Annotated in this window: 26 protein-coding genes; all 26 read right to left on the reverse strand. The window is 63.6% G+C overall.

The annotated features are described in order from the left end of the window. Nucleotide 1: 1 nt before the first annotated feature. Nucleotides 2-673 carry a hydrogenase nickel incorporation protein HypB gene (gene hypB, locus E0E00_RS08395; protein WP_130812084.1) on the reverse strand — a complete coding sequence of 224 codons (672 nt, stop codon included), beginning with the start codon at nucleotides 671-673 and terminating at the stop codon, nucleotides 2-4. Between the two features lie 243 nt (nucleotides 674-916). Next, nucleotides 917-1,561: a C39 family peptidase gene (locus tag E0E00_RS08400; protein WP_165443627.1), complete on the reverse strand. Its 645-nt coding sequence runs from the start codon at nucleotides 1,559-1,561 to the stop codon at nucleotides 917-919. A gap of 130 nt (nucleotides 1,562-1,691) precedes the next feature. After that, on the reverse strand, nucleotides 1,692-2,189 hold the full coding sequence (locus tag E0E00_RS08405; protein WP_130812086.1) for an acyl-CoA thioesterase: 498 nt from the start codon (nucleotides 2,187-2,189) through the stop codon (nucleotides 1,692-1,694). A 7-nt stretch (nucleotides 2,190-2,196) separates the two neighbouring features. Continuing rightward, nucleotides 2,197-2,781: a cysteine hydrolase family protein gene (locus E0E00_RS08410; RefSeq protein WP_130812087.1), complete on the reverse strand. Its 585-nt coding sequence runs from the start codon at nucleotides 2,779-2,781 to the stop codon at nucleotides 2,197-2,199. A gap of 710 nt (nucleotides 2,782-3,491) precedes the next feature. Then, on the reverse strand, nucleotides 3,492-3,854 hold the full coding sequence (locus E0E00_RS08415) for a DUF1667 domain-containing protein (RefSeq protein WP_130812088.1): 363 nt from the start codon (nucleotides 3,852-3,854) through the stop codon (nucleotides 3,492-3,494). Between the two features lie 3 nt (nucleotides 3,855-3,857). Beyond that, on the reverse strand, nucleotides 3,858-5,132 hold the full coding sequence (locus E0E00_RS08420; RefSeq protein WP_130812089.1) for an NAD(P)/FAD-dependent oxidoreductase: 1,275 nt from the start codon (nucleotides 5,130-5,132) through the stop codon (nucleotides 3,858-3,860). After that, nucleotides 5,125-6,615 (reverse strand): NAD(P)/FAD-dependent oxidoreductase, encoded by a 1,491-nt coding sequence (locus E0E00_RS08425; RefSeq protein ID WP_130812090.1) that lies wholly within the window; start codon nucleotides 6,613-6,615, stop codon nucleotides 5,125-5,127. Before E0E00_RS08425 ends, E0E00_RS08420 begins: the two co-directional genes overlap by 8 nt. A gap of 235 nt (nucleotides 6,616-6,850) precedes the next feature. Further along, nucleotides 6,851-8,710, reverse strand: coding sequence for an ABC transporter ATP-binding protein (locus E0E00_RS08430; protein WP_130812091.1), 1,860 nt, complete (start codon nucleotides 8,708-8,710; stop codon nucleotides 6,851-6,853). After that, entirely contained in the window at nucleotides 8,710-10,461 is a 1,752-nt protein-coding gene (locus E0E00_RS08435) for an ABC transporter ATP-binding protein (protein WP_130812092.1), read from the reverse strand. The genes E0E00_RS08430 and E0E00_RS08435 overlap by 1 nt, the downstream gene beginning before the upstream one ends. Before the next feature lie 34 nt (nucleotides 10,462-10,495). Then, nucleotides 10,496-12,334: an ABC-F family ATP-binding cassette domain-containing protein gene (locus E0E00_RS08440; RefSeq protein WP_130812093.1), complete on the reverse strand. Its 1,839-nt coding sequence runs from the start codon at nucleotides 12,332-12,334 to the stop codon at nucleotides 10,496-10,498. Then, complete coding sequence (locus E0E00_RS08445; protein ID WP_242622199.1) at nucleotides 12,334-13,200, reverse strand: deoxyribonuclease IV; 867 nt, start codon at nucleotides 13,198-13,200, stop codon at nucleotides 12,334-12,336. Before E0E00_RS08445 ends, E0E00_RS08440 begins: the two co-directional genes overlap by 1 nt. Continuing rightward, nucleotides 13,197-14,420, reverse strand: a complete 1,224-nt coding sequence (gene coaBC, locus E0E00_RS08450) for a bifunctional phosphopantothenoylcysteine decarboxylase/phosphopantothenate--cysteine ligase CoaBC (RefSeq protein ID WP_130812094.1) — start codon at nucleotides 14,418-14,420, stop codon at nucleotides 13,197-13,199. Before coaBC ends, E0E00_RS08445 begins: the two co-directional genes overlap by 4 nt. Continuing rightward, on the reverse strand, nucleotides 14,417-15,151 hold the full coding sequence (locus tag E0E00_RS08455) for a zinc ribbon domain-containing protein (protein ID WP_130812095.1): 735 nt from the start codon (nucleotides 15,149-15,151) through the stop codon (nucleotides 14,417-14,419). The genes coaBC and E0E00_RS08455 overlap by 4 nt, the downstream gene beginning before the upstream one ends. Nucleotides 15,152-15,185: 34 nt before the next feature. Next, nucleotides 15,186-16,367 (reverse strand): cysteine desulfurase family protein, encoded by a 1,182-nt coding sequence (locus E0E00_RS08460; RefSeq protein ID WP_130812096.1) that lies wholly within the window; start codon nucleotides 16,365-16,367, stop codon nucleotides 15,186-15,188. A gap of 5 nt (nucleotides 16,368-16,372) precedes the next feature. Next, nucleotides 16,373-17,053: a ribulose-phosphate 3-epimerase gene (rpe, locus tag E0E00_RS08465; protein ID WP_130812097.1), complete on the reverse strand. Its 681-nt coding sequence runs from the start codon at nucleotides 17,051-17,053 to the stop codon at nucleotides 16,373-16,375. Continuing rightward, nucleotides 17,047-18,087, reverse strand: coding sequence for an NAD(P)H-dependent glycerol-3-phosphate dehydrogenase (locus tag E0E00_RS08470; protein WP_242622200.1), 1,041 nt, complete (start codon nucleotides 18,085-18,087; stop codon nucleotides 17,047-17,049). Before E0E00_RS08470 ends, rpe begins: the two co-directional genes overlap by 7 nt. Continuing rightward, on the reverse strand, nucleotides 18,084-18,743 hold the full coding sequence (locus E0E00_RS08475; RefSeq protein WP_242622201.1) for a glycerol-3-phosphate acyltransferase: 660 nt from the start codon (nucleotides 18,741-18,743) through the stop codon (nucleotides 18,084-18,086). Before E0E00_RS08475 ends, E0E00_RS08470 begins: the two co-directional genes overlap by 4 nt. Continuing rightward, nucleotides 18,740-20,068, reverse strand: coding sequence for a ribosome biogenesis GTPase Der (gene der / locus E0E00_RS08480; RefSeq protein WP_130812099.1), 1,329 nt, complete (start codon nucleotides 20,066-20,068; stop codon nucleotides 18,740-18,742). Before der ends, E0E00_RS08475 begins: the two co-directional genes overlap by 4 nt. Before the next feature lie 79 nt (nucleotides 20,069-20,147). After that, a complete protein-coding gene (locus tag E0E00_RS08485) occupies nucleotides 20,148-21,524 on the reverse strand; it encodes a DUF512 domain-containing protein (RefSeq protein ID WP_130812100.1) in 1,377 nt (458 codons plus the stop codon). 2 nt (nucleotides 21,525-21,526) lie between these two features. After that, a complete protein-coding gene (gene ispH, locus E0E00_RS08490; protein ID WP_130812101.1) occupies nucleotides 21,527-22,369 on the reverse strand; it encodes a 4-hydroxy-3-methylbut-2-enyl diphosphate reductase in 843 nt (280 codons plus the stop codon). A 2-nt stretch (nucleotides 22,370-22,371) separates the two neighbouring features. After that, nucleotides 22,372-23,127, reverse strand: coding sequence for a lysophospholipid acyltransferase family protein (locus tag E0E00_RS15005; protein ID WP_130812102.1), 756 nt, complete (start codon nucleotides 23,125-23,127; stop codon nucleotides 22,372-22,374). Continuing rightward, entirely contained in the window at nucleotides 23,124-23,834 is a 711-nt protein-coding gene (gene cmk, locus E0E00_RS15010) for a (d)CMP kinase (RefSeq protein ID WP_130812103.1), read from the reverse strand. The genes E0E00_RS15005 and cmk overlap by 4 nt, the downstream gene beginning before the upstream one ends. Continuing rightward, nucleotides 23,831-24,523: a histidine phosphatase family protein gene (locus E0E00_RS08505; protein WP_242622202.1), complete on the reverse strand. Its 693-nt coding sequence runs from the start codon at nucleotides 24,521-24,523 to the stop codon at nucleotides 23,831-23,833. Before E0E00_RS08505 ends, cmk begins: the two co-directional genes overlap by 4 nt. A 1-nt stretch (nucleotide 24,524) precedes the next feature. Next, the gene (locus E0E00_RS08510) at nucleotides 24,525-25,361 is read right to left on the reverse strand and encodes a pseudouridine synthase (RefSeq protein WP_371683389.1); all 837 of its coding nucleotides are present in this window, start codon (nucleotides 25,359-25,361) and stop codon (nucleotides 24,525-24,527) included. After that, nucleotides 25,354-26,076: an SMC-Scp complex subunit ScpB gene (scpB, locus tag E0E00_RS08515; protein WP_130812106.1), complete on the reverse strand. Its 723-nt coding sequence runs from the start codon at nucleotides 26,074-26,076 to the stop codon at nucleotides 25,354-25,356. Before scpB ends, E0E00_RS08510 begins: the two co-directional genes overlap by 8 nt. Then, entirely contained in the window at nucleotides 26,076-26,984 is a 909-nt protein-coding gene (locus E0E00_RS08520) for a ScpA family protein (protein ID WP_130812107.1), read from the reverse strand. Before E0E00_RS08520 ends, scpB begins: the two co-directional genes overlap by 1 nt.

Raw genomic sequence — 26,984 nt, forward strand, 5'->3', positions numbered from 1 at the left:
TTTACGCCCTCCAGAGGTCGACTTCGTGACGAACCCAATTGGCAAGCTGGTCCATGCCCTCGCCTGTCTTGGCTGAAATCTTGATGAGCTGGCAGTTGGGGTTGCGCTGGCGGAGATAGGCCTCGAACGCATCGAGGTCAAAGTCGAAGTAGGGCAGCACATCGATCTTGTTGAGGAGGACGACGTCGGCCTTCTCAAACATGAGGGGGTACTTGAGCGGCTTGTCGTCTCCCTCGGGAACGGAGAGGATCACGGCATTCTTGGAGGCCCCGGTGTCGAACTCGGCGGGGCATACAAGGTTGCCGACGTTTTCAAGAAAGACAAGGTCAAGGCCTGTAGCGTCAAGTGAATCGATGCCCGTGCGCGTCATGCCGGCGTCGAGATGGCACATGCCTCCCGTGTGAAGCTGGATGGCGCGGGCACCCGTCTGGGAGATGATGCGGTCGGTGTCTACGGCGCCGTCGATGTCGGCCTCCATGACACCTATACGATAGTCATCCTTAAGCAGGTTGATGAGGCGCGTGAGCGTGGTGGTCTTGCCAGATCCGGGCGAGCTCATCACGTTGAGGAGGAACTGCCCGCGAGACCTGAGGTCCTCTCGCACGCGGTCCGCCTCGGCGTCATTGTCGGCAAAGACGCTCTCCTTGAGCTCGATCACCCTGACTTCTTCCATGCGCTTCTTCTCCAATTGCATGTCGCACGCAAGGACTGCACCCTTGCGGCCCCTTACCGCGAAGGCACAGGGAACGTCCAGCTTCACGTGTACGCCCCGGCATGCTGTTTCTAGCATATTTCCCATATCCTAACAGGTGTCTGACCAAATTCAGACGCCAACAGGGAAGGTTTCTCCCACGCGGTAGCACGTTCGGCTTGGAAGGGCATGCGTGGGGGCGTGGGAGCATGCGGCAACATGGACCTATGCTGCCGAGAAGCTCCAAGCCGCCTCGGCCTCGGCGCAGATGGTCGAGAGGTCCCAGCGCCAGAGGCTCCGGGCTCGGCTATTGGAGTCGTGGACGATGGCCTTGCCGTTCTCGTCCAGCCCCTCGATGGCTATATAGTGCCCGACCTCGGTGAATGCGCCAGGACCCATCATGCAGATGACGGGGTGACCGGCCTGGAGCGCGGCGGAGAGCGCCGCAGGCGTGGTGACCACCGACTCGCTTGTGAGGCCGAGCTTCTCGGCACCCGCTGACATGAGTAGCCACGAGCTGCCGTTCTTGTTGGTCGAGTAGCCATTCTCGGTGCTGAAGGCCGCCATCTCGGCGGGGCCAAGCGACGTATCGCCCGTGAGGTCTATGTAGACCATGGAGAGCGCCGTTGGCCCGCACCCCTGCGTCTCGAGGGTGTCGCCACTGTAGGGGACGTCCTTGTACTGTGGGTCTATCTGGTAGAGGCAGGGCATGGAGCCTTGGTGCCACTCGTCTCTCGGCGTTGATTGTGGGGCCTGCGTGACCGGCACCACTTCGTCGTCCATGGCAATGGCACGCTGTGTACCAGTGATTTCCTTGCGCTTCGCGGCCTGGTCCGCCAACTTGAGCGCTATGACGCATACAACAGCCACGATCGCCGCCATCACACATATGGCAGTGCTGAGTCGGACCTCTTGCATTGACAGTCGCCGGTGGCGACCGCGCATGTGAACCGCCTCCCAGGGGAACTCGATTGGCTCGCAACCAAGTGTACCGCAGGGGCTAGAACCCCTCCGCGGCCCTCGTCTTACGATTGACTATCCGCTTGAGGGCATCCTCGTTCTCGCGACGCTCCTCATCGGTCTCGAAGGCGAGACCGTACTCTATGGGCGTGGGATTGCCCATGCTATCGACGCACACTTCGGTGAGGTAGGCTTCGTTGATGAGGCGCCTCTCCCCTGTTACCACGTCTTCAACGTAAGAGTCGACGCGCACCTCCATCGAGGTGCGTCCCACGTGGGTTACCCTGGCGACAATTGCCACTACATCATTGAGGAGGACCGGGTTCTTGAACGTGAGCTGGTCCACGCAGGCCGTGGTGATGTCGCGACCGCAATGCTTGCGTGCCGCAACGCCTGCGGCCTCGTCAATCCACTCCATAAGCCTACCGCCGAAAAGGCGGTTATTGCCATTGATGTCCTCGTAGCGCACGATCCTCATGCTCTCGGCGAGCGAGTCCGATACGCTCTTGTTCCCCCTGGGGAAGCTTCTTTCGTCCATACCTCACCTACCTGTGTTCATTTGCTATTGTGGACATGCTAGCCACGGCTTGGCTTGTTGTTTCAACTCTCGTGCCAAAACAGCGCGTCATGTGCTCGAGTGCGCCCTCCTGCGTGCCCACCAGGAACGTGCGCGTAGCATCAGACACGACGATGGAGTCGTAGCCCAGGTTCCAGGCATCTGCGAGTGTGTGCAGGACGCAGATGCCGGTGTCCTCCCCCACCGCGATGACGGTGCGAACGCCAAGCTCGCGCAGGGTCAGGTCGAGGTCCGTTTGGAAAAAGCCCGAATAGCGGCGCTTTGGTATGACAAAATCAAGCGGTCCGCTCCCCGCCTCGAGCGCGGGATGCGGATGCGCCTTGCCCTTTATGCCATGCTCGCCCCAAAGCGCTAGCTCCCGGTCAATACCGGGGATGTGCTGGTCGCAGAGGAATATGACGGGCATGTTGGCCCTTCTGGCCGCCTGTGTCAGAGCAGTGGCATTGGTGACAAGGGCCTCCTCCTCGGGGCTTGTTGCATAGATGGCATCTGCGTCATCGGTGACGAGGACGTCTATGACGAGAAGTGCGGCATTCGAAGCGCCTAATGACATGCGTGCCTCCAAAGTACGTAGTCTCTTGTGTGGCAAATGATACCCTTTGAGTCGGATATTATGCATTCGGTCGCAGCCTAGTCGGTGGGGCGCGCCGGGAGGGCTGGAATGATGGGCGCCCTGATGGGCAGTGCGGCTCTTGCACCGCCCACCACGGAAAGGATCCCCAAGGCGCCTACGCGGTCTACGTTTCCGGCAGGGTCGAGTCCCCCCGGTATCGATGAGTGCCGGTGATGGGGTCGTTTGCTAGTCCGATTGGCTCGAATTGACGGTTGGTGGCAGTTTTTTGGGATACCCCTGAGTAGCAAACGGTTTGAGATTTGTTAAACCCCAGGTCAAGGATTTGCAACTGGTAAGATGGCACATAAGAGATGTAACAAAAACTGCCACCAACCGTAAACTCAGGTTTCGGCAGTCCGAGGCAAAGCCGGAACAGTCACGCGATACCAACCGAAAAGCGTCAGCGGACCGTTGGCCACCCAAGATTTTCCCTCATCCCGATGGGCCCAGAATCCAAAATGACGGTTGGTGGCAGTTTATATTGCATTCCTTATATGATATTGCCTCTATGGCAATCTGTTTACCTGGCCTTTAACAAATCTCAAAGCAGTTGATACTTCGCATGTCCGCCTAAAACTGCCACCAACCGTAAAAATGCGCCAAACCACGTGTACGCAGGCTGTTCCGAAGCCGATGACCGAGACCCCTCGCTACGCGTCCCTGGTCGCCACGATATCGACGCCGGTGCCAGCGACGTCGCTCACGATGACGTCACCGATGTGGACCGGCGCGCTCGCGGTAACGCCCCTGAGTGCGCGCATCACGCCGGGGACGCGGTCTTTGGGAACGTCGCCCGCCGTCTTGACCGAGACCATCTTCTCCGTGGCAGAGCCCACAACTGGCACCGAGGTTGTCACCACACGCACGGGATGCGTGACCTCGTCGCGGACGTACTTGTCGCCGCGCATGCAAGAGTTGCCCGCAACCTTGGCAACGCTACCGTCGTCTGCCAGGGTGACGGTCACGGCGCACCCGCGGGGGCAACGTATGCAGGTCAGCGTTCTTTTCTTCATGCCCTATGCCTCCTCGAGCGTCACGACGATCTTCTCGACTCCTGCCCGAGCGAGAAGATCTGCACGCCTCAGCGTGACATCTTCCATTTCGCCAGGCACGAGAATCGGGCGACGCTTGGACAAGATACGCTCGTCGCCGAGGTATACGCTGATGCGCTTGTCCTCAAAGACGCCGCCTACGCGGAAGCGCACGGTGAGCTTCTCGGGCATACGTGCAGGATCTATTGCCTGCGGCACGGTATAGCGCACGCCCCCCTTGGCAACCACTGGGATGCCAGGCGCCTCTTCTTGCGGCGGCTGCCCTGCGTGATCGTCTGCCCAAGCACCCGCTGCAGCACCGGCGGTCGTAGCCTCCTGCGAGACGTAGTCGACAAGGTCGTGGACGTGCAGCACGTTGCCACAGGCAAAGATGCCCGGGACACTGGTCTCAAGGCTCTCGTTGACCTCGGGCCCGCGTGTCACGCGCGAAAGCCTGACGCCGGCCGCACGGGAGAGCTCGTTCTCGGGGAGCAGCCCCACCGAGAGAAGCAGCGTGTCGCAGGGATAGCGCTTCTCGGTACCGGTGACGGGGTGGCCCCTCTCGTCCACCCGGGCAATCCAGACCGCCTCCACGCGGCTCTTACCCTCGACGCGCGTAACCGTGTGCGAGAGCAGGAGCGGAATGCCAAAGTCGTCAAGGCACTGGACGATGTTTCTCTTGAGGCCGCCCGAATAGGGCATGAGCTCGGCCACGCAGGCGACATGGGCTCCCTCAAGCGTCATGCGGCGAGCCATAATGAGCCCAATGTCGCCGGAGCCGAGGATGACCACCTCGCGGCCCGGCATGAGCCCCTCGATGTTCACCAGGCGCTGTGCCGTACCGGCGGTATAGACGCCTGCCGGCCTGAAGCCGGGGATGTTAAGCGCCCCTCTCGGCCGCTCGCGACAGCCCATGGCGAGAACCACGGCACCTGCCGAGATCCGCTGCATGCCGCGTGCCTCGCTCACACAGGTGACCACGTGGTCATTCGAGACGTCAAGCACCATGGTGTCGAGAAGAAACTCGACGCCTGCCTCGTGCGCAAGCCTCTCGTAGCGCGACGCATACTCGGGGCCCGTGAGCTCCTCGTTGAAGGTGATGAGCCCAAATCCGTTGTGGATGCACTGGTTGAGAATGCCGCCGGGCTTCTGGTCGCGCTCGATGACGAGAACAGAGCGCCTTCCATCACCCTTGGCGGCAATGGCTGCGGCAAGGCCTGCGGGACCTCCACCTATGACAATGACGTCGTAGTCACTCATGTGTGCAGCCCTCCTTGGCGATGGCGTCTTTCACGTGGCCAAAGACGAACTCCGAGCCCGGACCGGCCTTGGTGACCGTCTCCATACTCACGCCCGGTAGCTCACGGGAAAGGATCTCCATGATTTTCGGCGTGCAGAACCCCGCCTGGCAACGGCCCATGCAGGCACCCGCGCGCCTCTTGACGCCATCTAGCGAGCGTGCGCCACAGGGGCGATGAATCGCATCGACGATCTGCGCTTCCGTCACGTGGCAGCAGCGGCAGATGACCCTGCCGTAGAGGGGGTTCTCCTCACAGAGGCGCCCCCACTCGTCGTAGGTGAGGTCGTTCATGTTGGGGATGCCTTGGCGCGTCTCGACAAACTCGCCTGCCGCACGCTCCCCAAGGCCCAAGATGTCGCAGACAATGCCCGCAACCATGCGCCCGATGGCAGGAGAGGCCGTGAGACCGGGTGACTCGATGGCAGAGCAGTCCACAAACCCTGGCGCCGAGGGGTTCTCGCCAATCAGGAACTCGTGCTCGGCCCTGTGGGCGCGAAGGCCCGAGAAGGACGTGATGACCTCGCGGAGAGGCACGTCGGCCACGGTGATCCCGCACTTCTCGGTCACCTCGGCAAGGCCTGCCGCTGTGGTGTCGGTACCCTCCTTGTCCTGGATGTCCTCGGCGGTGGGACCCACGATGAGGTTGCCGTGGATGGTTGGCGAGACCAGCACGCCCTTCCCCATCGCGGAGGGCAGTGCAAACACCACATGGCGAACGTGGCTGCCCGCAGTGGTGTCGAGCAGCATGTACTGGCCACGGCGAGGAACAATCTCGAGCTTGTCCTCGCAGACCATGTTGTGAATCTGGTCGGCATAGACGCCGGCAGCGTTGACCACGCATCGAGCAAGGAATCGCCCCTGAGGGGTCTCAAGCGCAAAGCCGCCCTCGGGCCTGCGCTCCATGGCCGTCACAGGCGCATCGAAGGCAAACCTCACGCCGTTTTTCGCGGCATTCTCTGCAAGGGCAACGTTGAGTCCAAACGGGTCGACAATGCCTGCCGTTGGGGCCCACAGGGCACCGACCGCATTGACCGAGATGTTGGGCTCCATCGAGCGCAGCGTGTCTCGGTCAACAATCTCGAGGTTGGGTACGCCGTTGGCCACGCCGCGCGCAAAGAGCTCACGGAGGCCGTCCATGTCGCGCTCGCTCGTGCACACGACAAGCGAGCCAATGCTCTTGATCGTGAACTGCAGCTTCTTTGCAAGCTCGTACATGAGGGCGTTGCCTTCGACGTTGAGGCGTGCCATGAGCGAGCCCGGCATTGCGTCGTAGCCGGCGTGCACGATGGCGGAGTTCGCCTTCGACGTTCCGCAGCAGACGTCATCCCCGCGCTCGAGCACGCAAACGCTTGCCGTGGTGCGCGCGAGTTCGCGCGCTACGGCGCAGCCGGAAACGCCGGCACCAATGACAACGACGTCGAACTGTCGTCCCAAGTCCTGCATCGGCCTCTCCTCGTTTCGATGGGCGGACGTGGCGAGGCTCTCTAGAGACCTATCGCCGGGGCCGATTATCCACCCGCACAGGCAAACTTCATCCAGATGCTAGACGGACGGTAGTGCGACCCCGTAGAACGGCAGCACTCGTCCGTAAACGGCAATGTCCGTTGACGGGCCTGCCGTTCTGTCAACAGTGGTGCCGCAGGAGAGGCCACGGGTCATGACGGGCCACAGCGCGCGCCTACCGCGTGCCTTCGAACTGGCTCTCGTAGAGGCTGGCGTAGAACCCACCTTGGCAGAGCAGCTCGCCGTGCGTGCCCCGCTCGATGATGTGCCCGTCCCTCATCACGAGGATGCAGTCCGCGTCACGAACCGTCGAGAGGCGGTGCGCCACCACCAGCGAGGTGCGCCCTTCCATCATGCGGTCGAACGCGTCCTGAACCTGCAGCTCGGTGCGGGTGTCGATGGAGCTTGTGGCCTCGTCCAGCAGCAATATGGTGGGGTTGGCGAGCATGACGCGGGCAATGCAGAGGAGCTGTCGCTGCCCTTGGGAGAGCGAGCCTCCGTCCTCGCCGAGCAGCGTGTCGTAGCCCTGTGGCAGCTGTTCGATGAACTTGTGGGCATGCGCCTGCTTCGCGGCTGCGACCACCTCGTCAAGCGTTGCGCCAGGCGTCCCGTAGGCGATGTTCTCGCGCACCGTCCCGCGGAAGAGCCAGGTGTCCTGGAGCACCATGCCAAACAGTGCGCGAAGGTCTTCCCGGCGCATGTTGCTGGTGTCGTGTCCGTCCACAAGTATCTGCCCGGCGTCCACATCGTAGAAGCGCAGGAGCAGATTGATGAGGGTGGTCTTCCCACAACCCGTGGGACCGACGAGCGCGATGGTCTGCCCTGGCTCAGCCTTAAACGAGATGTCCTGCAGAAGCGGCCGCTCAGGGACGTAGGAGAAGTCGACATGCGAGAACTCCAGGGTTCCTTGGGGCTCTTCGTCTTGCTCGGGCTCGGATGGGTCGGCACTCTGGGCAGGCGCGTCGATGAGCGCGAAGAGGCGCCGCGCCGAGGCGTAGGCGGTCTGGATCTGCGTGATGACGCCCGAAATCTCGTTGAAGGGCTTCATGTACTGGTTGGCGTACGAGAGAAACGTCTGCACCTGCCCCACCGTAAGGACGCTCGGCCACCCGGAGATAACGCATATGCAGCCCACCACAGCAACAACGGCATAGGTGATGTTGTTCACCAAGCGCGTCGCAGGGTTCGAAAGCGAGCTTGTGAACTGAGCCCGCTCCCCCACGCCACGCAGGCGCTCGTTAATGCCGTCGAAGCCAGCCTGTGCACGGTCACCGTACGCAAAGGAGCACACCAGCTTCTGGTTTCCCACCATCTCCTCGGCGTAGCCGCCAAGGGAGCCCTGGAGGGCCTGCTGGTCCTTGAAGCCCTGAGCCGAGTAGCGAGCGATGAGCCACGCCACGAGCATCGAGGCGGGCGTCACGATGACCACCACAAGGCCCACGGGAACAGAGACCGAGAACATGAAGGCAAGGGTTCCCACGATGGTGACAACACCCGTGAAGAGCTGTGTCAGACCTTGGAGAAGACCGTCTCCGACCTGGTCCGCGTCATTGACCACGCGGGAGAGGAGGTCTCCGTGCGAATGTGCATCCACAAACGAGAGCGGAAGGTCCCTGACTCTTGCAAACGCATCGATGCGCAGGTCACGCACGGTCTCATAGGTAAGTCTGTTCGTGCAGTAGCCAGAGAGCCACTGCGTGACAGCCGCCGCCACAACCACAAGCGCAAGCTGCTGGAGCAATGGCATAAGGGCCGCAAGGTCAACGGCACCCGCCGAGACCATGCAGTCGATGGCACGGCCCACAACGATGGGCGCATAGAGCTGAAGAACCACAGAGACCGCCGAGGCGACAAACGACGCAACGAGGGAGACCATGTGGGGTCGCGTGTAGGCAAGCAGGCGCCTTGTCACCTCGGCCGTGGGGATGGCCCTCTCGTCCAGGCGTCCCGCGGGTCCGCCGTCATCACCAATATCGCCGCGGGCGTTTGCCATGATGGTGCCAGCACCTCCGCTGGCGGCATACGGGTTGGCCATTACTCGCCTACCTCCTCGGGACGCAGCTGCGAGAGGCAGATCTCGCGGTAGATGGGGCAGCTCCTCATGAGCTCGGTGTGAGACCCCAGGCCAGCCATGCGGCCGTGGTCCAAGACAAGGATCTGGTCGCAGGACATGACCGCCGAGACCCGTTGAGAGACGATTACGCAGGTAAGCTCAGAGCGTAGGCTCCTAAGCGCTTGGCGCAGGCTTGCGTCGGTGCGGAAGTCGAGCGCCGAGGCGGAGTCGTCGAGAACCACGATGCGCGGGTGGCCCACAAGCGCGCGGGCGATGGTGAGTCTCTGCCGCTGGCCTCCGGAAAAGTTCTTGCCGCCGGCTTCCACGACGGCATCGAGCCCGTGGTCCTTGGCCCGCACGAAGTCTGCCGCCTGGGCAAGCTCGAGCGCGCGCCAGAGCTCCTCGTCGGTTGCCGAGGCGTCACGCCAGCAGAGGTTCGATCGGATGGTCCCCGAGACAAGCGAGGCCTGCTGGGGGACGATCGAAACAAGGGAGCGCAGCTGGTCGAAGGGGTACTCGTGCACGTCTCGCCCAAAGACGCGAACGCTCCCCTCGGTGGCGTCATAAAGCCGTGGGATGAGGTTTACCAGCGAGGACTTGCCCGAGCCGGTGCCGCCGATGACGCCCAAGGAGCCACCCGCGCCAAGTCGCAGCGTCACGTCATCGACAGCGGGACGCTGCGTGCCCTCATAGGAGAAGCTCACGTGCTCGAGGGCAAGCGCCACGCCAGATGCAAGGGTACCGCGGCTGAGCGCAACATCGACAGTGCCCTCGTCGGTAACCTGGGGCTCGCAGTCGAGCACCTCCATGATGCGTCTCGCCGACGCCGTTCCGCGGTTGATGGTGATGACCAGGTTAGCGACGTAGACGATTGACACAAGCATCTGGGTCATGTAGTTCACGAACGCGATGACCTCGCCCTGGGTGAGCTCACCGCCATCGATGCGGATGCCTCCCATCCAAAGGATGGCGACAATCCCGAGGTCCATCACGAGGAGTGTGGCCGGGTTGAGAAGCGAGGAGAGCTTGCCGATCGCGACTGCGGTCTGCGTCTGGGCGTTGGCGGCATCGCGGAAGCGGTCGTTCTCGCGCTCCTCTTGCCGAAAGGCCCTCACCACGCGAACACCCGAGAGGCCCTCGCGTGTGACAAGGCTCACCTTATCGAGCCTGCCCTGGAGTTCGCCAAAGAGCGGTATGGACCGCGACATCACGAGCCAAAATACAACGGCAATGGCAGGCGTACAAACCAGGAAGACCAGGCCAAGCTGAGCGTCGATGAGCATTGCGCAGACCATGGAGCCAATGCCAAGGATGGGCCAGCGGATGATCTGCCGTATGCCAAGGGCAACGGTGACCTGCACCTGGTTGACATCGTTTGTGATGCGCGTGATGAGGGAGGGCGTACCAATGCGGTCGAGGTCAGCCGGCGCAAGCTGGTTGATCTTCGCATAGAGGTCATGCCGGATGTCAGTGCCAGAGTCCTGCGAGACGATCGCTGCCATCTTCTGACAGACGAGCGTGAAGCAGAACCCCACCACCGCAAGGACGATGAGAAGCGCGCACATACGCAACACGTAGCCCTGGTCACGGCCCGCAATGCCCACGTCGATCATGCGTGCCACGATGACCGGGGTGATGAGGTCGAACACGACCTCGACGGCCTTGCACAGCGTGCCTGTGATGATCTTCCCCCGATACTTGGGAAAGACGAACCTCCAGAGGATTTCGCCCACCAGTACCCCTTTCTATGGCTGACGGCCCATCGTCCTACTCAATGCCGAGCCTCTCCGAGAGCTCGAGCCACTCGTCCTCAAGCGACTCACGAGCTGCCAGCGCATCGTCAACCGCCTTCTGCGCAGCAACAAGCTTCTCGTAGTCAGTAGGATCGACCTCGGCAAGCGCCGAGCGACGCCGGTCTGGCTCTCCTTCGGTCTTCTCCAGTTTCCGAGACACCGCATCAAACCGCTTTTTTAGTTCACGGCGTTCTTGGTTCGACAGCCCCACGCCCCGCGCGCCTCCCGAGTCGCCCGACGTGGCCGGCCCTTCCGTAGCGGAGTTTCGCGAAGCGCACTCCGCGGAGGAAGGGGCTGCCACACCCCCCTGCGAGTCGAGGAGGTCGAGGAACTCGTCTACGCCGCGCGGGCAGTGGCGCACGTGGCCGCCAAGCAGCGCGTGCTGGTCGTCGGTCACACGCTCCATGAGGAAGCGGTCGTGCGAGACCATGAGAAGGGTGCCCGGCCAGGTGTCGAGCAGGTCTTCGAGAACGGCAAGCATGTCGGTGTCGAGGTCGTTGCCCGGCTCGTCAAGCACCAGGACGTTGGGCTCGTCGAGAAGCACCGTGAGCAGCGCCAGACGGCGGCGCTGGCCGCCAGAGAGGTCGCGCACGAAGTTCGTAAGCTCCGAGCGCTCAAACCCGAGGCGCTCCAGGAGCTGCGTGGGGCTCTGCGGCTTTCCGTCCACGTAGTAGGTGCTCTTGTAGCGCGAGAGCACCTCGAGCACGCGCCAGTTCTCCTTCTCCGAGAGCGTGTCCAGATGCTGCGACATCCAGCCAAAGCGCACGGACTTGCCAATGCGCACGGTCCCTGAGGTGGGTTCGAGCTTGCCGGTCATGACCTTGAGCAGCGTCGACTTGCCCGCACCATTGGCGCCCAGAATGCCAATGCGGTCACCGGGACCAATCGTCCAGGTGATGTCGTCGAGCACGCGCGTACCGTCGTGGTAGGCAAACGAGACGTCCTTCATCTCGATGACCTGCTTGCCAAGCCTGCTTACGGCAAGGCGCTTGAGCTCGATGGTGTTTCTCAGCGGTGGGTCGTCGGCGAGGAGGGCACGGGCGGCCTCAACGCGAAAGCGAGGCTTGCTCGTACGCGCCTTGGCGCCGTGCGCGAGCCAGTTGAGCTCCTTGCGCAGCGTGTTCTGGCGACGCTCCTCGGTGGAAGCGGCCATGCGGTCTCTCTCGACGCGCTGCTGGATGTAGGCCGAGTAACCGCCGTCGAAAGGCTCGATCTCTTGGTCGTGCACCTCCCACATGTGCCCGCAGACCTCGTCCAAGAACCACCGGTCGTGCGTGACCACGAGAAGCGCCCCCGCACCCTCGGGCCAGCGGGTCTTCAGGTGGTCCGCCAGCCAGCGAATGGCGTGCATGTCCAGGTGGTTCGTGGGCTCGTCCATGAGGATGACATCCCAGGTGCCCACGAGCAGGCGAGCCAGGTCGCAGCGGCGACGCTGGCCCCCGGAGAGCGTGCCTACCGTTGCATCCCAGTCCACGTCACCCAAGAGCTCGGAGATGATCTGGCGAACGTGCGGGTCAGAGGCCCAGACGTAGTCAGGAATCCCCCCTACCACGGCGCGACCTACGGTCCAGCCATCCTGAAGCTCGTCGTCTTGGCCGAGAAAGCCAACGTGAATGCCGTTTCTCCAGGTAACGTTCCCCGCATCGGGCTCCAGACGGTGTGCGATAAGCTCGAGCAGCGTCGACTTGCCGTCGCCGTTTCTGCCCACGACGCCTATCCGCTCGCCTTCATTAATGCCAATGGTCTGGTTGGAAAGCACGGGCTTGCCAGGCCATTCGTGCGAGAGGTGCTCGCAGCCTATGAGAATCCCCATCAGTCTTTCCTATCTCCACGGGCAATGCCTCTGAGAAGCGCAATCTCGTGTGCATAGCCTTCAAGCTCGTTGGGCGTCTCGAGAACCATCGGCAGGCCGCGGAGCCGAGGGTTTGTCACCACTGCGCCAAACGTCGAGAGGCCGAGCGTCCCTTGGCCGATCTTCTCATGACGGTCCTTGTGGGAGCCGAGCGGATTCTTCGAGTCGTTCAGGTGCAGGGCACGAAGGCGCTCCAGCCCAATGACGCGGTCGAACTCGTCGAGGACCCCATCGAGGTCAGAGACAATGTCGTAGCCGGCATCTGCCACATGGCAGGTGTCAAGGCATACGCCGAGAAGGTCCCCCTCGCGGGTGCCCTCGATGATGCGCGCGAGCTCCTCGAAGCGAGAACCCACCTCGGATCCCTTGCCCGCCATGGTCTCCAGAAGAACCGTCGTCTTCTGGCCACGGGCCAACACTTGGTCGAGCCCCTCGCAGATAAGGCGTATTCCCTCGTCAATGCCCTGACCAACGTGACTTCCAGGATGGAAGTTGTAGTAGTTGCCGGGCAGCTCCTCCAAAAGCCTGAGATCTCCTGCCATGGCCTCGCGGGCAAACTCGACCGTCTGCGGCTTGGCGGAGCAGAGGTTCATGGTGTAGGGGGCATGTGCCACAAGCCGGCCAAAGCCATGCTCGCCAAGGATGGCGAGAAGACCCGCGATGTCTGTGGGGTCTGGCGTGCGAGTGCGGCCACCCCGGGGATTTCTCGTAAAGAACGCAAACGTGTTGGCACCAATCTTGAGTGCCGTCTCCCCCATCTGGGTAAAGCCGCCCGCCACCGAAAGGTGGCAGCCAATGGTCATCTTTCCGTGGCCCGTCTCGCTCATGCGCGCCCCCCTGTCACGAGCAGGGCAACCTGGTCACAGATGGCGGCGGCCACGCGGTCGAGCGGAAGCGTGTCGAGCTGCTCGGTTCGATCGGGCCACACGAAGGCGATGCGGCTCGTGTCTGCGCCAAACGTGGAGTCCGGACGGGACACGTCGTTGGCCACGATGAGGTCGCAGCCCTTGCGGGCAAGCTTGCTGTGGGCGTTCTCCAAGAGGTCATCCGTCTCGGCGGCAAAGCCCACCACCACGCGGCCACCCTTCGTTCGAGAGAGATCGGCGAGAATGTCTGCCGTCTGGACAAGGTTCAGCGTACCGAGGTCGTCTGCGCCCTTCTTGAGCTTGCGTGTGGCGAAGGCCGCGGGTGTGTAGTCCGCCACCGCGGCGGCGCAGATGGCCGCATCGGCATTCGCAAATGCACCAAGCGCAGCGTCGTGCATCTCGGCGGCAGAGACAACCGGGACCACGTCCACGTCACGGGGAGCCTCGAGTCCAACGGGGCCCGAGACCAGCGTCACCGCAGCGCCACGACGTGCCGCCTCGCGTGCGATGGCATAGCCCATCTTGCCCGTGGAGGCATTTGCGATGTAGCGCACGGGGTCGATGGCCTCGTGCGTGGGCCCGGCCGTGATCACGAGCCTCATGCCCGCCATGTCCCGTTGCGCAGGATTGAGGGCGTCAAGCGCGGCGGCGGCAATCTCCTCCACCTCGGCAAGCTTGCCCTCGCCAATGTCCCCGCAGGCGAGAAGGCCTGACTGCGGCTTCACAAAGCGCACGCCGCGAGAGAGCAGCTTCTCGATGTTTGCCTGGGTAGCGGGGTTTCTCCACATGTGGACGTTCATGGCGGCCGCCACAAGCACCGGACAGTGCGTCGCTATGAGCGTGGTGGTGAGGCAGTCGTCGCCAATGCCTGCGGCCATCTTGGCAAGCACGTTTGCTGTTGCGGGGACAACGAGCACAAGGTCTGCCCAGTCGGCAAGGAAGATGTGCGGAATCGCGGAGTCGGGGTAGCTGTAGAGGTCATCGGCTATGGGATGCCCCGAGAGCGCCTCAAACGTGGGTGTGCCCACAAAGCGCTCCGCGTCAGCCGTCATGGTCACGCGCACGTCACAGCCGGCATGCTGCAAAAGGCGCATGACCTCGACTGCCTTGTAGGCGGCGATGCCACCCGTGACGGCGAGGACGACGTGTGGTGCCGTGGTCCCTGTTGTTGTCTCGATCACTTGCCCTTCCCCTCGCCATAGGGGTCGTCCACGACGAGGATGCGGTGGCAGTAAGGGCACTCGGCAACGGCATCACCGTGGGTCAGGTCGTGGAACGAGGCCGGCTGAAGCTTCACGCGGCAGATGGAGGGGACGTTACCCACGAGCCTCTCGACGGCAAGGCCCTTGAAGCGCTTGCGCGCAGCCTCGTAGCCGCTCATGTGCCGAGCAGAGATCTGGGCAACGACGCCCTTGCGCTCCTCGTCAAGCGTCACGATCCTGTGCCGAATCTGGGTGCTGCCCTTCTCGAACGACTTCTTCTGCGCCGCCTCCTCCTCGTCGAGGCGCTCGAGCGTGAGACGCGCGTTGCTCTCGGCGCGCCCTACCTTCTCGAGGTCCTCGTCAAGCTGCACCCGGTTGTGCTCGAGCTTCTCGACCTTCTTGGCAAGACCGGTGAGGTGGGCCTCATAGTCCTGAATCTGGCGGTACCCGTGGCTTCCCGAAGCCGCCTCTGCCTTGACCTCTTCGGTGCGAGCGCGGTAGCGCTCAAGGTCTCCCTGGTTCTCAGCGATGAAGGTCTCGAGGTCCTTGCGCTGACCCAAGATCTTGGTGAGTTCGCTTTGGACTTTCTTGCGTGCGCGGGCAATGGCCTGGACCTTCTTCTGCTGCGGCATGGCTGCGAGTGTCGAGGCGAGGCGCAGCATGTCGAGGTCGATCTCCTGGAGTCTGATAAGCGCCTGTGCTTCTGTCATGGGTCCCTCGTCTTTCTGTGGTGGGTGGAGTTTATTAGCTGCGCCGTGCGGCGACTTGCGCGACGAGCGAGACAAGCTCTGTGGCAAACGCATCGAGATTGGCCTCGGGCACGCGCTCGTCAAAGGAGATGCGAAGCGATCCGAGTGCCGAGTCACGGCCGATGCCCATGGCCGTAAGCACATGGCTTGCGCCAAGGGATCCAGACGAGCATGCCGAACCCGCCGAGACTGCAAAGCCACGCTCGTCAAGGCCCAAGACAAGGGCCTGCGAGTCCACGCCCGGCACCATCACGCTTACCATGCCGGGAAGGCGAGACCCATCGACGACAGCCGTGGTCGTGGGCGCAATGCCTGTTCCCTCGGCGCAGATGCGCTCGTAGAGCCTATTGGCGCGCGCGGCAACCACGGGTTGCGTGGCAGCCATGGCGTCACAGCATGCACGGGCAGCCGCCGAGAAGGCCAAGGCACCGCGAACGTCTTGCGTGCCAGCCCTCCTGCCTGCCTCCTGCCGCCCGCCAAAGGAGAGCGGGGCCAGGGGCGTGCGCCCACGGACGAGAAGCGCGCCCACCCCCACGGGCCCGCCGAGCTTGTGCGCGGCAAGGCTCACGGCATCCGCCTGGGCAACGTCGAGCGGGACATGACCAAACGCCTGGACGGCGTCCGTGTGAAAGACTGCCCCACAGGCGTGCGCGGCGGCCGCGAGCTCGGCAACCGGCTGGATGACACCTGTCTCGTTGTTTGCGCTCATGACGGAGACGAGGGCGCAATCGGGGCCGAGCGCCTCATTGAGAGCGGCGGCAGAGACAGCGCCATCGCGGCCGGGCTTCACGAGGGTGACCTCGAAGCCGTTGCCTCTCAGGGCGCCCTGAACGTCGAGCGCGGAGTCGTGCTCGATGGCCGAGAGCACCACGCGCGTGCGCCTGCGGTCGCGCTGGCGTGCGCCACGGGAGATCCCCAAGAGTGCGAGGTTGTTCGACTCGGTGCCGCCTGACGTGAAGACGACATCAGAAGGACGAAAGCCCCCGCCTGCACAACGTACGATGTCCCGACGAGCGCCGTCGAGCGCCCGCGCGGCCTCACGGCCGAGCGTGTGAAGCGAGTTGGGGTTGGCACCGGCAATGGGCGACTCCTCATAGGCTCGCTCGGCAGCAAGCGACTCCTGGCGTGCGGGAGCGCTTGCAGCATAGTCGAGGTATACGGTTGTACGTGCGGTCACGCTTCTCACGCTCTCCTCGTGAGCCCGGCCTCGCCGGCCTCGGTGATCTTGTGGATGGCCCCGCTGCGGTCTTCCCTGCCAAACACGGCGCTGCCGGCAACGAGAAGGCGCGCACCTGCGACGCAGACGTCACCCGCAGTGGTGGGCGAAATGCCGCCATCCACCTCGATGATGGGGGCTACATGGCGCTCGTTGCACATGGCCTTGACCTGGCGAACCTTACGCAGGGATCCCGGGATGAACTTCTGGCCACCAAAGCCGGGGTTCACCGTCATCACGAGCACCAGGTCAACGTCCTCGATGATGGCGTCAAGGGCCGAGACGGGAGTGCCGGGGTTAATGGCGACGCCGGCCCTGGCACCCCCCTCACGAATGAGGTTGGCAAGGCGGTTGGCGTGAGCCGTTGCCTCGTAGTGGAAGGTCACGATGTCGGCACCGGCGGCAAGGTACTCCGGAACCATTTGATCGGGGTTGGAGATCATGAGGTGGGCATCAACCGGGATGTCGGTTGCCTCCTTCACGGTCGCAAGGACGCCGGGGCCAAACGTGAGGTTGGGGACAAAGTGGCCGTCCATCGCGTCGAAGTGCACGTAGCCTGCCCCCTCGATAGAGGCAAGCTCGTCTGCAAGGTGTGCCAGGTCTGAGGAGAGGATGGAAGGTGCAACCTGGACGTTATGCTCTAGCATTGGCTCTCCTTTGGCGTGATATCTCTCTCTTCCATACCATAGAACTCCGCGCGTGGTGCGCGCGTGAGAAGCGTCTCCATGGCTTCGTCGATGGGACGGCCCTCAAAGAGCACGGCATGCACCGCCTCCGTGATGGGTACTTCGATGTCCCGCTCGCGTGCGAGCTCGAGGACCGATTCCGAGGCTGGTGCACCCTCGACCACCATATGCGTGCGAGCCTGGTACGCCCCGAGCGACTCACCGCCGACAAGCGCTCGGCCAAAGGACCTGTTGCGCGAGTGCTCGGAGGTGCAGGTGACCACGAGGTCCCCCATGCCAGCGAGTCCCATGCACGTCATGGGGTTGCCACCAAGCGCAGCCACCACGCGACCAATCTCGGCGATGCCGCGGGTCATGAGAACGGCAAGGGTGTTATCGCCCATGCCCAGGCCGCTTGCGATGCCGCAGGCGATGGCTACCACGTTCTTGACGGCCCCGCAGCACTCCACGCCCCGTATGTCGTCGCTCACGTAGGCCCTGAAGGCAGGGCCGGCAAGCAGGCCCTGAAACCAGGCAGCCGTGGCGGCATCCTCCGAGGCAACGACTGCGGCCGAAACCATGCCCCGGCAGATCTCCTCAGCGTGGTTTGGCCCCGAGAGCGCCGCCACGCGAGTGGGGTTGCCCAGCTCCTCAGAGGCCACCTCGTGCATGAGCAGGTGGGAGCCCCGTTCCATGCCCTTGGAGAGCACGAGCACGCGCGCGTCGGCATCGAGGTGGGGTGCCAGGCCATGGCAGGTCTGCCTCAGGTAGGCGGATGGCGTAGCCAGTATCGCGGCATCGACCCCACGCACAGCCTCGCCAAGGTCGCTTGTTGCGGTGACGTTTGGCGCAAGCTCGTAGTTGGTGAGGTGGTTGGGGTTCTTGCGGTCCCGGTTCATGGCGTCGGCCGCCCGAGGCGTGCGCGCCCACAGCACAACCTTGCCGACGGCAGGTGCGACAAGGCCCGTCATGGCCGTGCCCCAGGAGCCCGCACCCATGACGGCAACGCGACTCACTTGGACTTCCCCTCGTCGTGGTGGAACGAGAATCGCTTCTCCTCGTGATGCAAGAGCTTGTGGATGTTGCCGCGGTGGGCCCAGACAACGCATGCTGCCACGACGAGCATGGGGGCCACCGCCACGGGGCTGTAGCCCAGCACGATGGTCCAGATGGGAAGCGAGACCGCCGCGCAGGAGCTTCCCAACGAGACGAAGCGTGTGGGCAGCGCAAAGACCAGAAACACGGCGAGAAGCCCAAAGGCAATGCGTGGGTCAAGGCCCAGCGCCGCGCCAAAGCCAACCGAGATGCCCTTGCCGCCGTGGAAGCCAAGGTAGGGAGAGAAGACATGTCCCAGCACGCAGGCGCCATAGACGCAGGCGAGAGCCCAGTCAAAGGGCTGGCCCGGAGCAAGCGTTGCCGCGTCGGCAAAAGAGGCCGAGAAGGCCCAGGTGGCAAGCCCCGTGCATGCCCATCCCTTGCTCGCATCAAGCAGAAGGGTGAGGCCTGCCGCCCATGCTCCTATGGAGCGCCCGACGTTGGTCGCACCGATGTTGCCCGAGCCCGTGTGACGCACGTCAACACCGCGGGAACGGGCGATGAGCATGCCAAACGGTATGCCGCACACAAAGTACGCGATGGCGCATGCGACGAGCGTAGGTATTACGAGTTTCACTTGTTCCCCTCAGACTTTTTTCGGAAGCGAAGACGGATCGGCGTTCCCTCGAGGTCGAACCTCTCGCGGATGCGGTTCTCGACGAAGCGTTTGTAATTGTCGTCCACAAGGTCGGGCGCATTGCACCAGATGGTGATGACCGGCGGCCGGGAGCCCGTCTGCGTGACGTACTGCATCTTGAGGCGACGCCCCTTGTCGGAGACCGTGTGGCCTCCCTGCCGAATCTCCTCGAGAAGGGCGTTGAGCTCGGAGGTGCGCAGCTGGCTCTCGCGGGCCTGGGCGCAAGACATGGCCAGCCGGAGGGCCTTGTCGGTGGCGCGGCCGGTCAAGGCCGAGATGTTCACGTACGGGACCCAGGTCGCAAACTGCAAGCGTTTGTCGATGGAGGCCACCACACGGTCACGCTGCGCCTCGGTCTCGATGAGGTCCCACTTGTTAAGGCAAAGCAGAAGCGCGCAGCCACGGTCGATGGCCATGGCGGCCACCTTCTGGTCCTGCTCGGTGACGCCATCGGTTGCGTCAACAACGAGGAGGCACACGTCGGCGCGCGCCATGGCCATGAGCCCACGCACCATGCTGTAATACTCGACGTCCTCGTGGACCAGGTTCTTCTTCCGCATGCCGGCAGTGTCGACCAGGCGAATCCTCTGGCCCTGCCACTCGATCATGGTGTCCACGGCGTCGCGGGTGGTTCCGGCCACATCCGAGACGATCGAGCGCTTCTTGCCGGCAAGACGGTTTGCGAGCGATGACTTGCCCACGTTAGGGCGACCCACGATGGCAAGCGAGAGGACGCCCTCCTCGGGTTCCATGTCCTCCTCGGCAGGAAGGACCGCCACCACATCGTCAAGGAGGTCACCAGTACCGTAGCCGTGGGTGGCCGAGAGGGGTCGGGGCTCCCCCACGCCTAGGGCGTAGAAGTCCCAGAGGTTGTCGTTCTCGGTGGCGGGGTTGTCCTTCTTGTTGACCACCAAAAAGACGGGCCTATCCTGTCTGCGGAGGATCTTCGCGACCTCCTCGTCCTCGTCCGTCACGCCGGTGGAGCCATCCACCACAAAGACGATGGCGTCGGCCTCCTCGGCGGCGATCATGGCCTGCTCCCGAATGCGGGGGGCAAAGGTATCCTTCGACTTGACCGACTCGATGCCTCCGGTATCAATGATCACAAAGTCGTGACCGTTCCAGTCTGCGTTGTGATAGGAGCGGTCGCGTGTGACACCACGACTCTCGTGCACGATGGCGTCACGACTCTGGATGATGCGGTTGACAAGAGTCGACTTGCCGACGTTGGGTCGACCGACCACGGCGACGACAGGCTTTGACATGAAGTGCTCGCTTTCTCTTGGCATATTTAGCACGTTTGAGCATATCACGACCGTGTGCGCACCTCATGGCCGGCTGGGCTCACCCCAAACTCTGCGTCACCGTGGAGAGGATGCTCTCGGGGTCCCCATGCGCGACGGCGGCCACACCACCACGACGGCCTATCTCCCGCATCACGTGGTCTTGGGTGTCTCCGTCAAGCGTCAGGTGGTCAAAGTTGAACATGACCTCAGGGAGGACGACAACGTGATTCGTGAGGAGCTCCGGCAGTTGCGCCAGGAGGTCTTGGGACACGATAAGCCCCGTGACGTTGACGTCGCCGCCAAAGTAGTCGTTGTGGATGGGGTATGCGCGTACCCGCCCCGAGGGGGACCACAGCTCGCTGAAGAAGGAGATTGCCGCTCGCGGGGCCTCGCCACAGACCACAAGGACGGTGATCTCGCGTCGGGCAAGCTCTTTCTCGGTTGCACCAAGCTCCTCCGCGTGGTCGCGGGCGACCACGGCGGATTCGTCCAAAAAGCTCCTAAGCATGCCGATGCCGTCATAGTATTGCGGGTAGCCATCATAGGCCTCCGCCGGGGGCACCGGCATATCTGCCGCAACGTAGAACTCGTCGGAGAGCTGGAAGCGCGTGATGCCCAGCCTGAGCCTCGCGCGTGCCTGGTAGGGTTCGATGAGCTTGACCACGGCTCGCGCTGCATCGGGATCGTCCGAGAATGACTTGGAGAAGCGACGCGAGAAGCGCGTGTAGCCAAGCGGCACCACGGCAAGCGACGTGATGCTGGGACGCTGCTCGACCCAGTCAAGGGTACGTGCGAGCTCGCTGCCATCGTTCACACCGGGGCAGAGCACGATCTGCGCGTGAATCTCGATGCCCGCCGCAAGCAGCCGCTCCAAGACATCGATGCCGCGTTGCGCATGGGGGCCGATGAGCGTGCGCCTGACTTCGGGGGATATGGCATGAATCGAGACGTTCATGGGCTCGAGGCGGTAGGTGATGATACGCTCGGCGTCCTCGTCTCTCACGTTGGTGAGCGTAACGAAGTTTCCCTGGAGAAACGATAGGCGGTAGTCGTCATCACGCAGGGAGAGCGACGGACGGGCATCTGACGGGAGCATGCTCATGAAGCAGAACTGGCAGGCATTCACACAGGTACGGATTCCGTCGAAGAGGACGTCAGTGAAGCCGATGCCCCAATCCTCGCCAGGCTTGCGCCAGAGCTCGCAGGCATAGGTGCCGCCGTCGGTAGGGTCGAACACCTCGAGCTGGCAGGATGCGCCGTCGGCCTCCCAGCGCCAATCGATGAGGTCGCGCAGCTCGTGCCCGTTCACGCTTTCGATGCGCATGCCAGGCTCGATGCCCGCCTCCCAGGCGGGGCTCTCGTCCTCGACGGATTGCACCCAGGCGCCCAGCGGGCGCTCACGCGTGGACGCGTAGTCTGCGCGATCTTTTGGCACGCCTACTCCCCTATCATCGACTCGATTGCGGATACCACGGCACGAATCTGAGATGACGGCGTCGAGGCACCCGCCGTGACGCCCACGAGCCCTACCCCTGAGAACCACGCAGCCTCAAGCTCGTCTGCGCCTTCCACATGATGGGTCTTCGGACACGCAGCCCGCGCGATCTCTGCCAAGCGCGTCGTGTTGGCGGAGTTGCGCCCGCCAATCACGACCATCACGTCTGCGCGTGCGGCAAGCTCGGCACAGGCACCTTGGTGCCCTGAGGTTGCCTCGCAGATGGTGTTCACCACACGAAGCTCCTCCGTGCGTGCGAGCAGTGCCGTGACGACCTCGGCAAGAAGCGCCGCAGACTGCGTCGTCTGCACAACGACACCGGTCTTGCGGGCGCGTGGGAGTGCCAGTGCCTCTTCCGCGGTACCAACAACAACGGCTCCCGGCGCATGGGCGAGCGTCGCTGTAACCTCGGGGTGACCCGCCTCGCCCACGATGACAACGCGGTAGCCCTCGGCGGCGAGCCTCTCGGCGGCACGGTGGACCTTCTTCACGAAGGGGCAGGTGGCATCAATGACCGATGAGCAGAGCTCACGTGCCTCGGCCTCAATGGCGGGGGTCACGCCGTGCGTACGGAGAACGAGCGCAGAGCCGGCCGCCTCGCGCGGGTCTTCGACCACCGAGGCTCCACGCGTGCCAAGGCTCTCGACCACGCGCGGGTTGTGGATGAGCGGTCCCAGCGTGCGAACGCGCCCCTGTCCGCCCTCGAGCGCATGCTCGGTCATCTCGAGTGCGCGCTCCACGCCGTAGCAGGCTCCGGCCTCACGTGCCACCTCTACCCTTGCCATGGCTACATCTTCCCCGGGTGCTCTTCGCGAAGCTCGTCACGAAGAGCGTAGACGGCGTCCATGCCGGCCTTCGACATGGCAGAAAGCTGGGCCTTCCTACCCTCGACGCCAAGGGAGTCCCAGGTAATGGGGTCTCCGGCCTTGAGCCAGACGCGAGAGAAGCGGTGCAGGTGGCTTCCCCGGCGCGTGACGTCTCGTGCGCCAACGATGGCTACGGGCTGCACCGGCGCATGGGCGAGCTGCGCCATGAGCGCATAGCCCTCATGGATGGTCACGGGCTCGTCGTCGCTCTTGATACGGGTACCCTCGGGATAGATCAGCACGCACTCCCCGCGGCCAAGGGCCGCTCGCGCGCGACGAACGGCCTTCATGTCTGCGGTGCCGCGCTGCACGGGAATGGCCCCGATACGCGTGAAGAACCACGTGACCGCTGGAGACTTGTCAAACTCGCTCTTGTAGATTGTGCGCACGCGAATCCCACGGAGCCAGAGCTGCACGACGATGATGACGGGATCGAGCATGGAGCCGTGGTTCATGATGATGACCCTCGGCGTCTTGTCGCCGACGAGCTTCTCCTTGTCCTCGACGGTCCAACGCCAGCGGAACTGGCTCCAAACAAAGCAGAGAAGCACCGCCAGACCAAGGATCGCACGAGCCGGAAGCGGGTAGTTCCTCATGCCGTTGTCGTAGTAGTCGTCAAACGAGTTGCCATGAAAGGCGCGCAGGCGTTTCTCAGCGCTCTTCTTCTGGGCGTTCACGAGCGGGGCTCCATAAGCGCCGCCTCAAGCCTGGGGTCCAGGCTGCAGATGGCCTTGACGACCTCGTCCACGCTGAGCGTCGAGGAGTCGATGTGGTGCGCGTCGGATGCGGGCTTGAGTGGGGCGGTCTTTCTCGTGGAATCAAGTTGGTCTCGGCGGTTGAGATCGTCGAGAATGCGCTTGACCTCAGTCGGGTCTGCTGTGGCGTTGGCGTCCTTTGCGGCGTCGCCCCCCTCGCGCTGAACGGCCCTGCGCAGGGCACGCGCAGCTGGGTCGGCCGTGAGGAAGACCTTCACGTCGGCCTTGGGGAAGACCACGGTGCCGATGTCTCTTCCTTCGGCAACGACGTTGCCTGTCTCGCCGTATGCGCGCTGCAGCTCAACCATGGCCTCGCGGACCTCAGGGATGGCGGAGACGGCAGAGACGTTGCGGTCAACCTCGGGCGTGCGGATCTCGGCCGTGACGTCACGGCCGTTCGCCGTGACGGTCTGGCCCTGGGGCGAGGTCCCAAAGGTGATGGAGGTCGTGCGCGCGACCTGCGTTACGGCCCCAGAGTCTGTGGGGTCGATGCCCCGACGCAGGCACTCTGCTGTGACGGAGCGATACATGGCGCCGGTGTCGAGATAGGTGAGGCGGCACTTCTCGGCGATGGCGTGGGCGACCGTGGACTTGCCAGATCCAGCAGGCCCGTCGATGGCGACAATCATGCGTCCTTGTCCTTCCTTTCCTTGACACCCCAGATGTCCCTAAGGTCGTAGGGGTTTTGCGTGGTCGAGCGTTCGATGACCTCCTCGGGTGCGAGGTTGAAGCCACCGAGGTAGAAGCTCTTGCCGTTGCAGGTGTAGTACGCCGAGCAGACGTTTGCCAGGTGTACGTTCCAGAAGCGGTCATACGGTATATCGTACATGGCCGCAATGAGTATGCGAGAGAAACCACCATGGGTGACAAGGGCGGTTCTGCCGACAAGCGGAATCAGCTCGCTCATGAGGTGGCACGCGCGGGCAGTTGCGTGCTCAAACGACTCCGCCCCCGGTACGGGAAGCGAATGGCCCTCGTCGTCAAGCGGCCAGGGGAAGAGCGCGCGACCAGAGTTGCTCGACTCGAAGCGCGTGCCCTCAAGCTCACCAAAGTCAAGCTCCACAAGGTCATCATCTACGCGCACGGGGATGCCCAGACGCTCGCCTGCCTCCTCGGCCAGGTCGCGGCAGCGCGAGAGCGGCGAGCACCAAATGCGCTCGGGGGCAAAGGCCACGAGCGCCTCCACGCCATGCGCGCGCTGCTCCAAGCCACGCTCAGTGAGGGGAACGTCCCTTCGCCCTGAGAAGAAGTGCTCGGTGTTTGCGGGTGTCTCCGGGTGCCTCATGACCAAGATCCGCTGCTTCATGCCAAAATCCACGCTAGCCATCCTTCCCTAGGGCGCTTGTGTCTCCAGCGCAGACGGCCTCTATGGCCGCGACCTCGTGCGGCATGAGCTCGCGCCAGTGGCCCTCCTTGACTCCCGTGAGCACGAGAGGCCCAAACGCATCACGGTGCAGGCGCAAGACCTTGTGGCCAACGGCCTGCAGCATCTTTTTTACCTGATGCTTCCGGCCCTCGTGGATGGTGAGTCCCACCACCGCATTGGGCTCTCCCCCACCGGTTCGGCCCGCGCCGTGTGGGGCCACCACCGCATAGAGGGGATCGCCCTTGGCGAGCAGCTCTGTCCTGGCGGGCGAGGCCGGACCGTCCTCAAGCATCACGCCGCGGCGCAGACGGTCGAGGTCATGGGCCGAGGGAGTGCCCGACACCAGAGCCACGTAGTGTTTCTCGATGTGGCGCGACGGATGGAGCAGGGCCTGGCCAACGCTGCCGTTCGTGGTGAACAAGAGGAGTCCTGTTGTGTCCATGTCGAGGCGCCCGACCGGGAAAATCCCAGGGTAGGTCTCTGTGGGGACAAGCTCTGCCACCGTGGGCCTTCCCTGTGGGTCACTCATGGTGGTCACATAGCCTGATGGCTTGTAGAGCATGAGGTAGCGGGGCTTCTCGAGGATGCGGCACTCGATGCCGTCGACGCTCACCACGTCGGCGGCAGGGTCCACCTTGCTGCCCAGCTCGCTCACAACCTTGCCGTTCACGCACACGCGACCAGCTGTCATGAGCCTCTCGGCACCCCTCCTGCTTGCGACGCCGGCCCGTGCAAGAAAGCGCTGCAGGCGCATGGGGTAGAGCCCGTCCTCGCGCAGCGGGTCACTCATCGCTGGCATCGCCCCCTGCGGCATCAGTGGCGCTATCGGCGCCTACCTCAGGCGCCTCCTCCTCGGCACCGTCGCCCAGAAGCTCGCGCTCGTCATCGATGTCATCGGACGTCTCCTCAAGGGTCGACTCGAGCGAGCGACCCGAGAGTCGCTCGCGAATGAACTGGCGGGACTGCTCGTCGGGTGCAAAGTCCTCGAGCGGAGGGAGGTCGCGGATGCTTCCCAGCCCAAAGCGCTCGAGGAAGGCGCGGGTGGTGCCAAAGAGGATGGCCTGCCCATGCTCGGCATCGTGGCCAACCTCGCGTATCAGGCCCTTCTCGCGCAGAGAAGCAATCACGCCATCGGAGTTCACCCCGCGCACCGCGCGTACGCCCTCGCGCGAGACGGGCTGGTGGTAGGCAATGACGGCGAGGGTCTCGAGCGCGGCCTGCGAGAGACGGCGCTGGTCCCATGAGAGGACGTAGGCCGCAACCTGGTCGTGAAACGCGGGATGCGTGAAGAGCCGCCACCCGCCGGCCACCTCGCGCAGCTGGAAGCCGCGGTTGGCATCGGCGTACTCGGCGGAGAGCTCGGCCAGGGCCGAGGCCACGTCCCCCGGTGCTGATCCCGTCGCCTTTGCAAGGTCGATTGCCGATACGGAGTCGTCCGACACGAGGAGCAGGGCTTCAAGAAGCCCCTTCAGCGACCCATCCCCAAGCCTATCCAGACTCGCCATCACGCGTCCTCCCCCGTATCTTCGTGTGTCTCGCTGTCGTCCGTAGGAGCTCCGCGGCCAAGCTCGGTAAGGCCATGCGCATCAAAGCCCTGCTCGTCCAGCTCGTAGAGCACCGACTCGTCCAGCTCGTAGGGAGTGGCGCCCTCCACGTGCTCGAGGTCTATGTCACCAAAGTTGTGCTCCTGGTACATGCGCAGCTTATCCCTGTGGTAGAGGTCGAGAACCGCCAGGAAGTTCGCGACGATGGTCTCTGGTGCCTTGGATCCGTCGAGCAGGTCCGAGAAGGTCAGACAACCGCGAGACCGCGCCATGCGGTCGACCGAAGCCACCGTGAGCGCGATGGGAAGCCGCTTGGGTGCGATGTGCTCGGATTCCAGAAGGAAGGACTCGCGGTGCGCGTCGACGTCCGCGCAGATGACGGCAAGGCTTCGCAGCGTGATTCCCTCGAGATAGTCGGGCATGAGGCCCAAAAACTCAGGATCAGGGCCTACGGTGCGCGGCACCATGCGCGACTCCGCCTCCATACGGCTGCCCAGCGCCGCACCGGCATTGCGGAACTGCTTGTACGTGATGAGGCGAGCAATGAGGACCTCACGGGCCTCGTCGGGCGAAAGCCCCGCAAGGTCGTCACCCTCGTCCAGCCCGTCGCCCTCCATGGGGGTGGCGCGTGCGTTGCTGCCCTCGGGAACGAGCGCCGCCGCCTTCATGTCCAGAAGCGTCGAGGCAACGAGCAGAAAATCGCTTGCGACATCGAGGTCGAGGTCACCCATGCGCTCAACTTCAGCCAGATACTGATCGGCGACCTCGGCCACCGAGATGGAGCCAATGGCCACCTTCTGCCGGCTTACGAGCTGCAGGAGAAGATCGAAGGGTCCCGTGTACCCGTCTGTCTTCACATGCCAAGACAT

This window comes from Olsenella sp. Marseille-P4559 (assembly GCF_900605015.1).
GTDB lineage: Bacteria > Actinomycetota > Coriobacteriia > Coriobacteriales > Atopobiaceae > Tractidigestivibacter.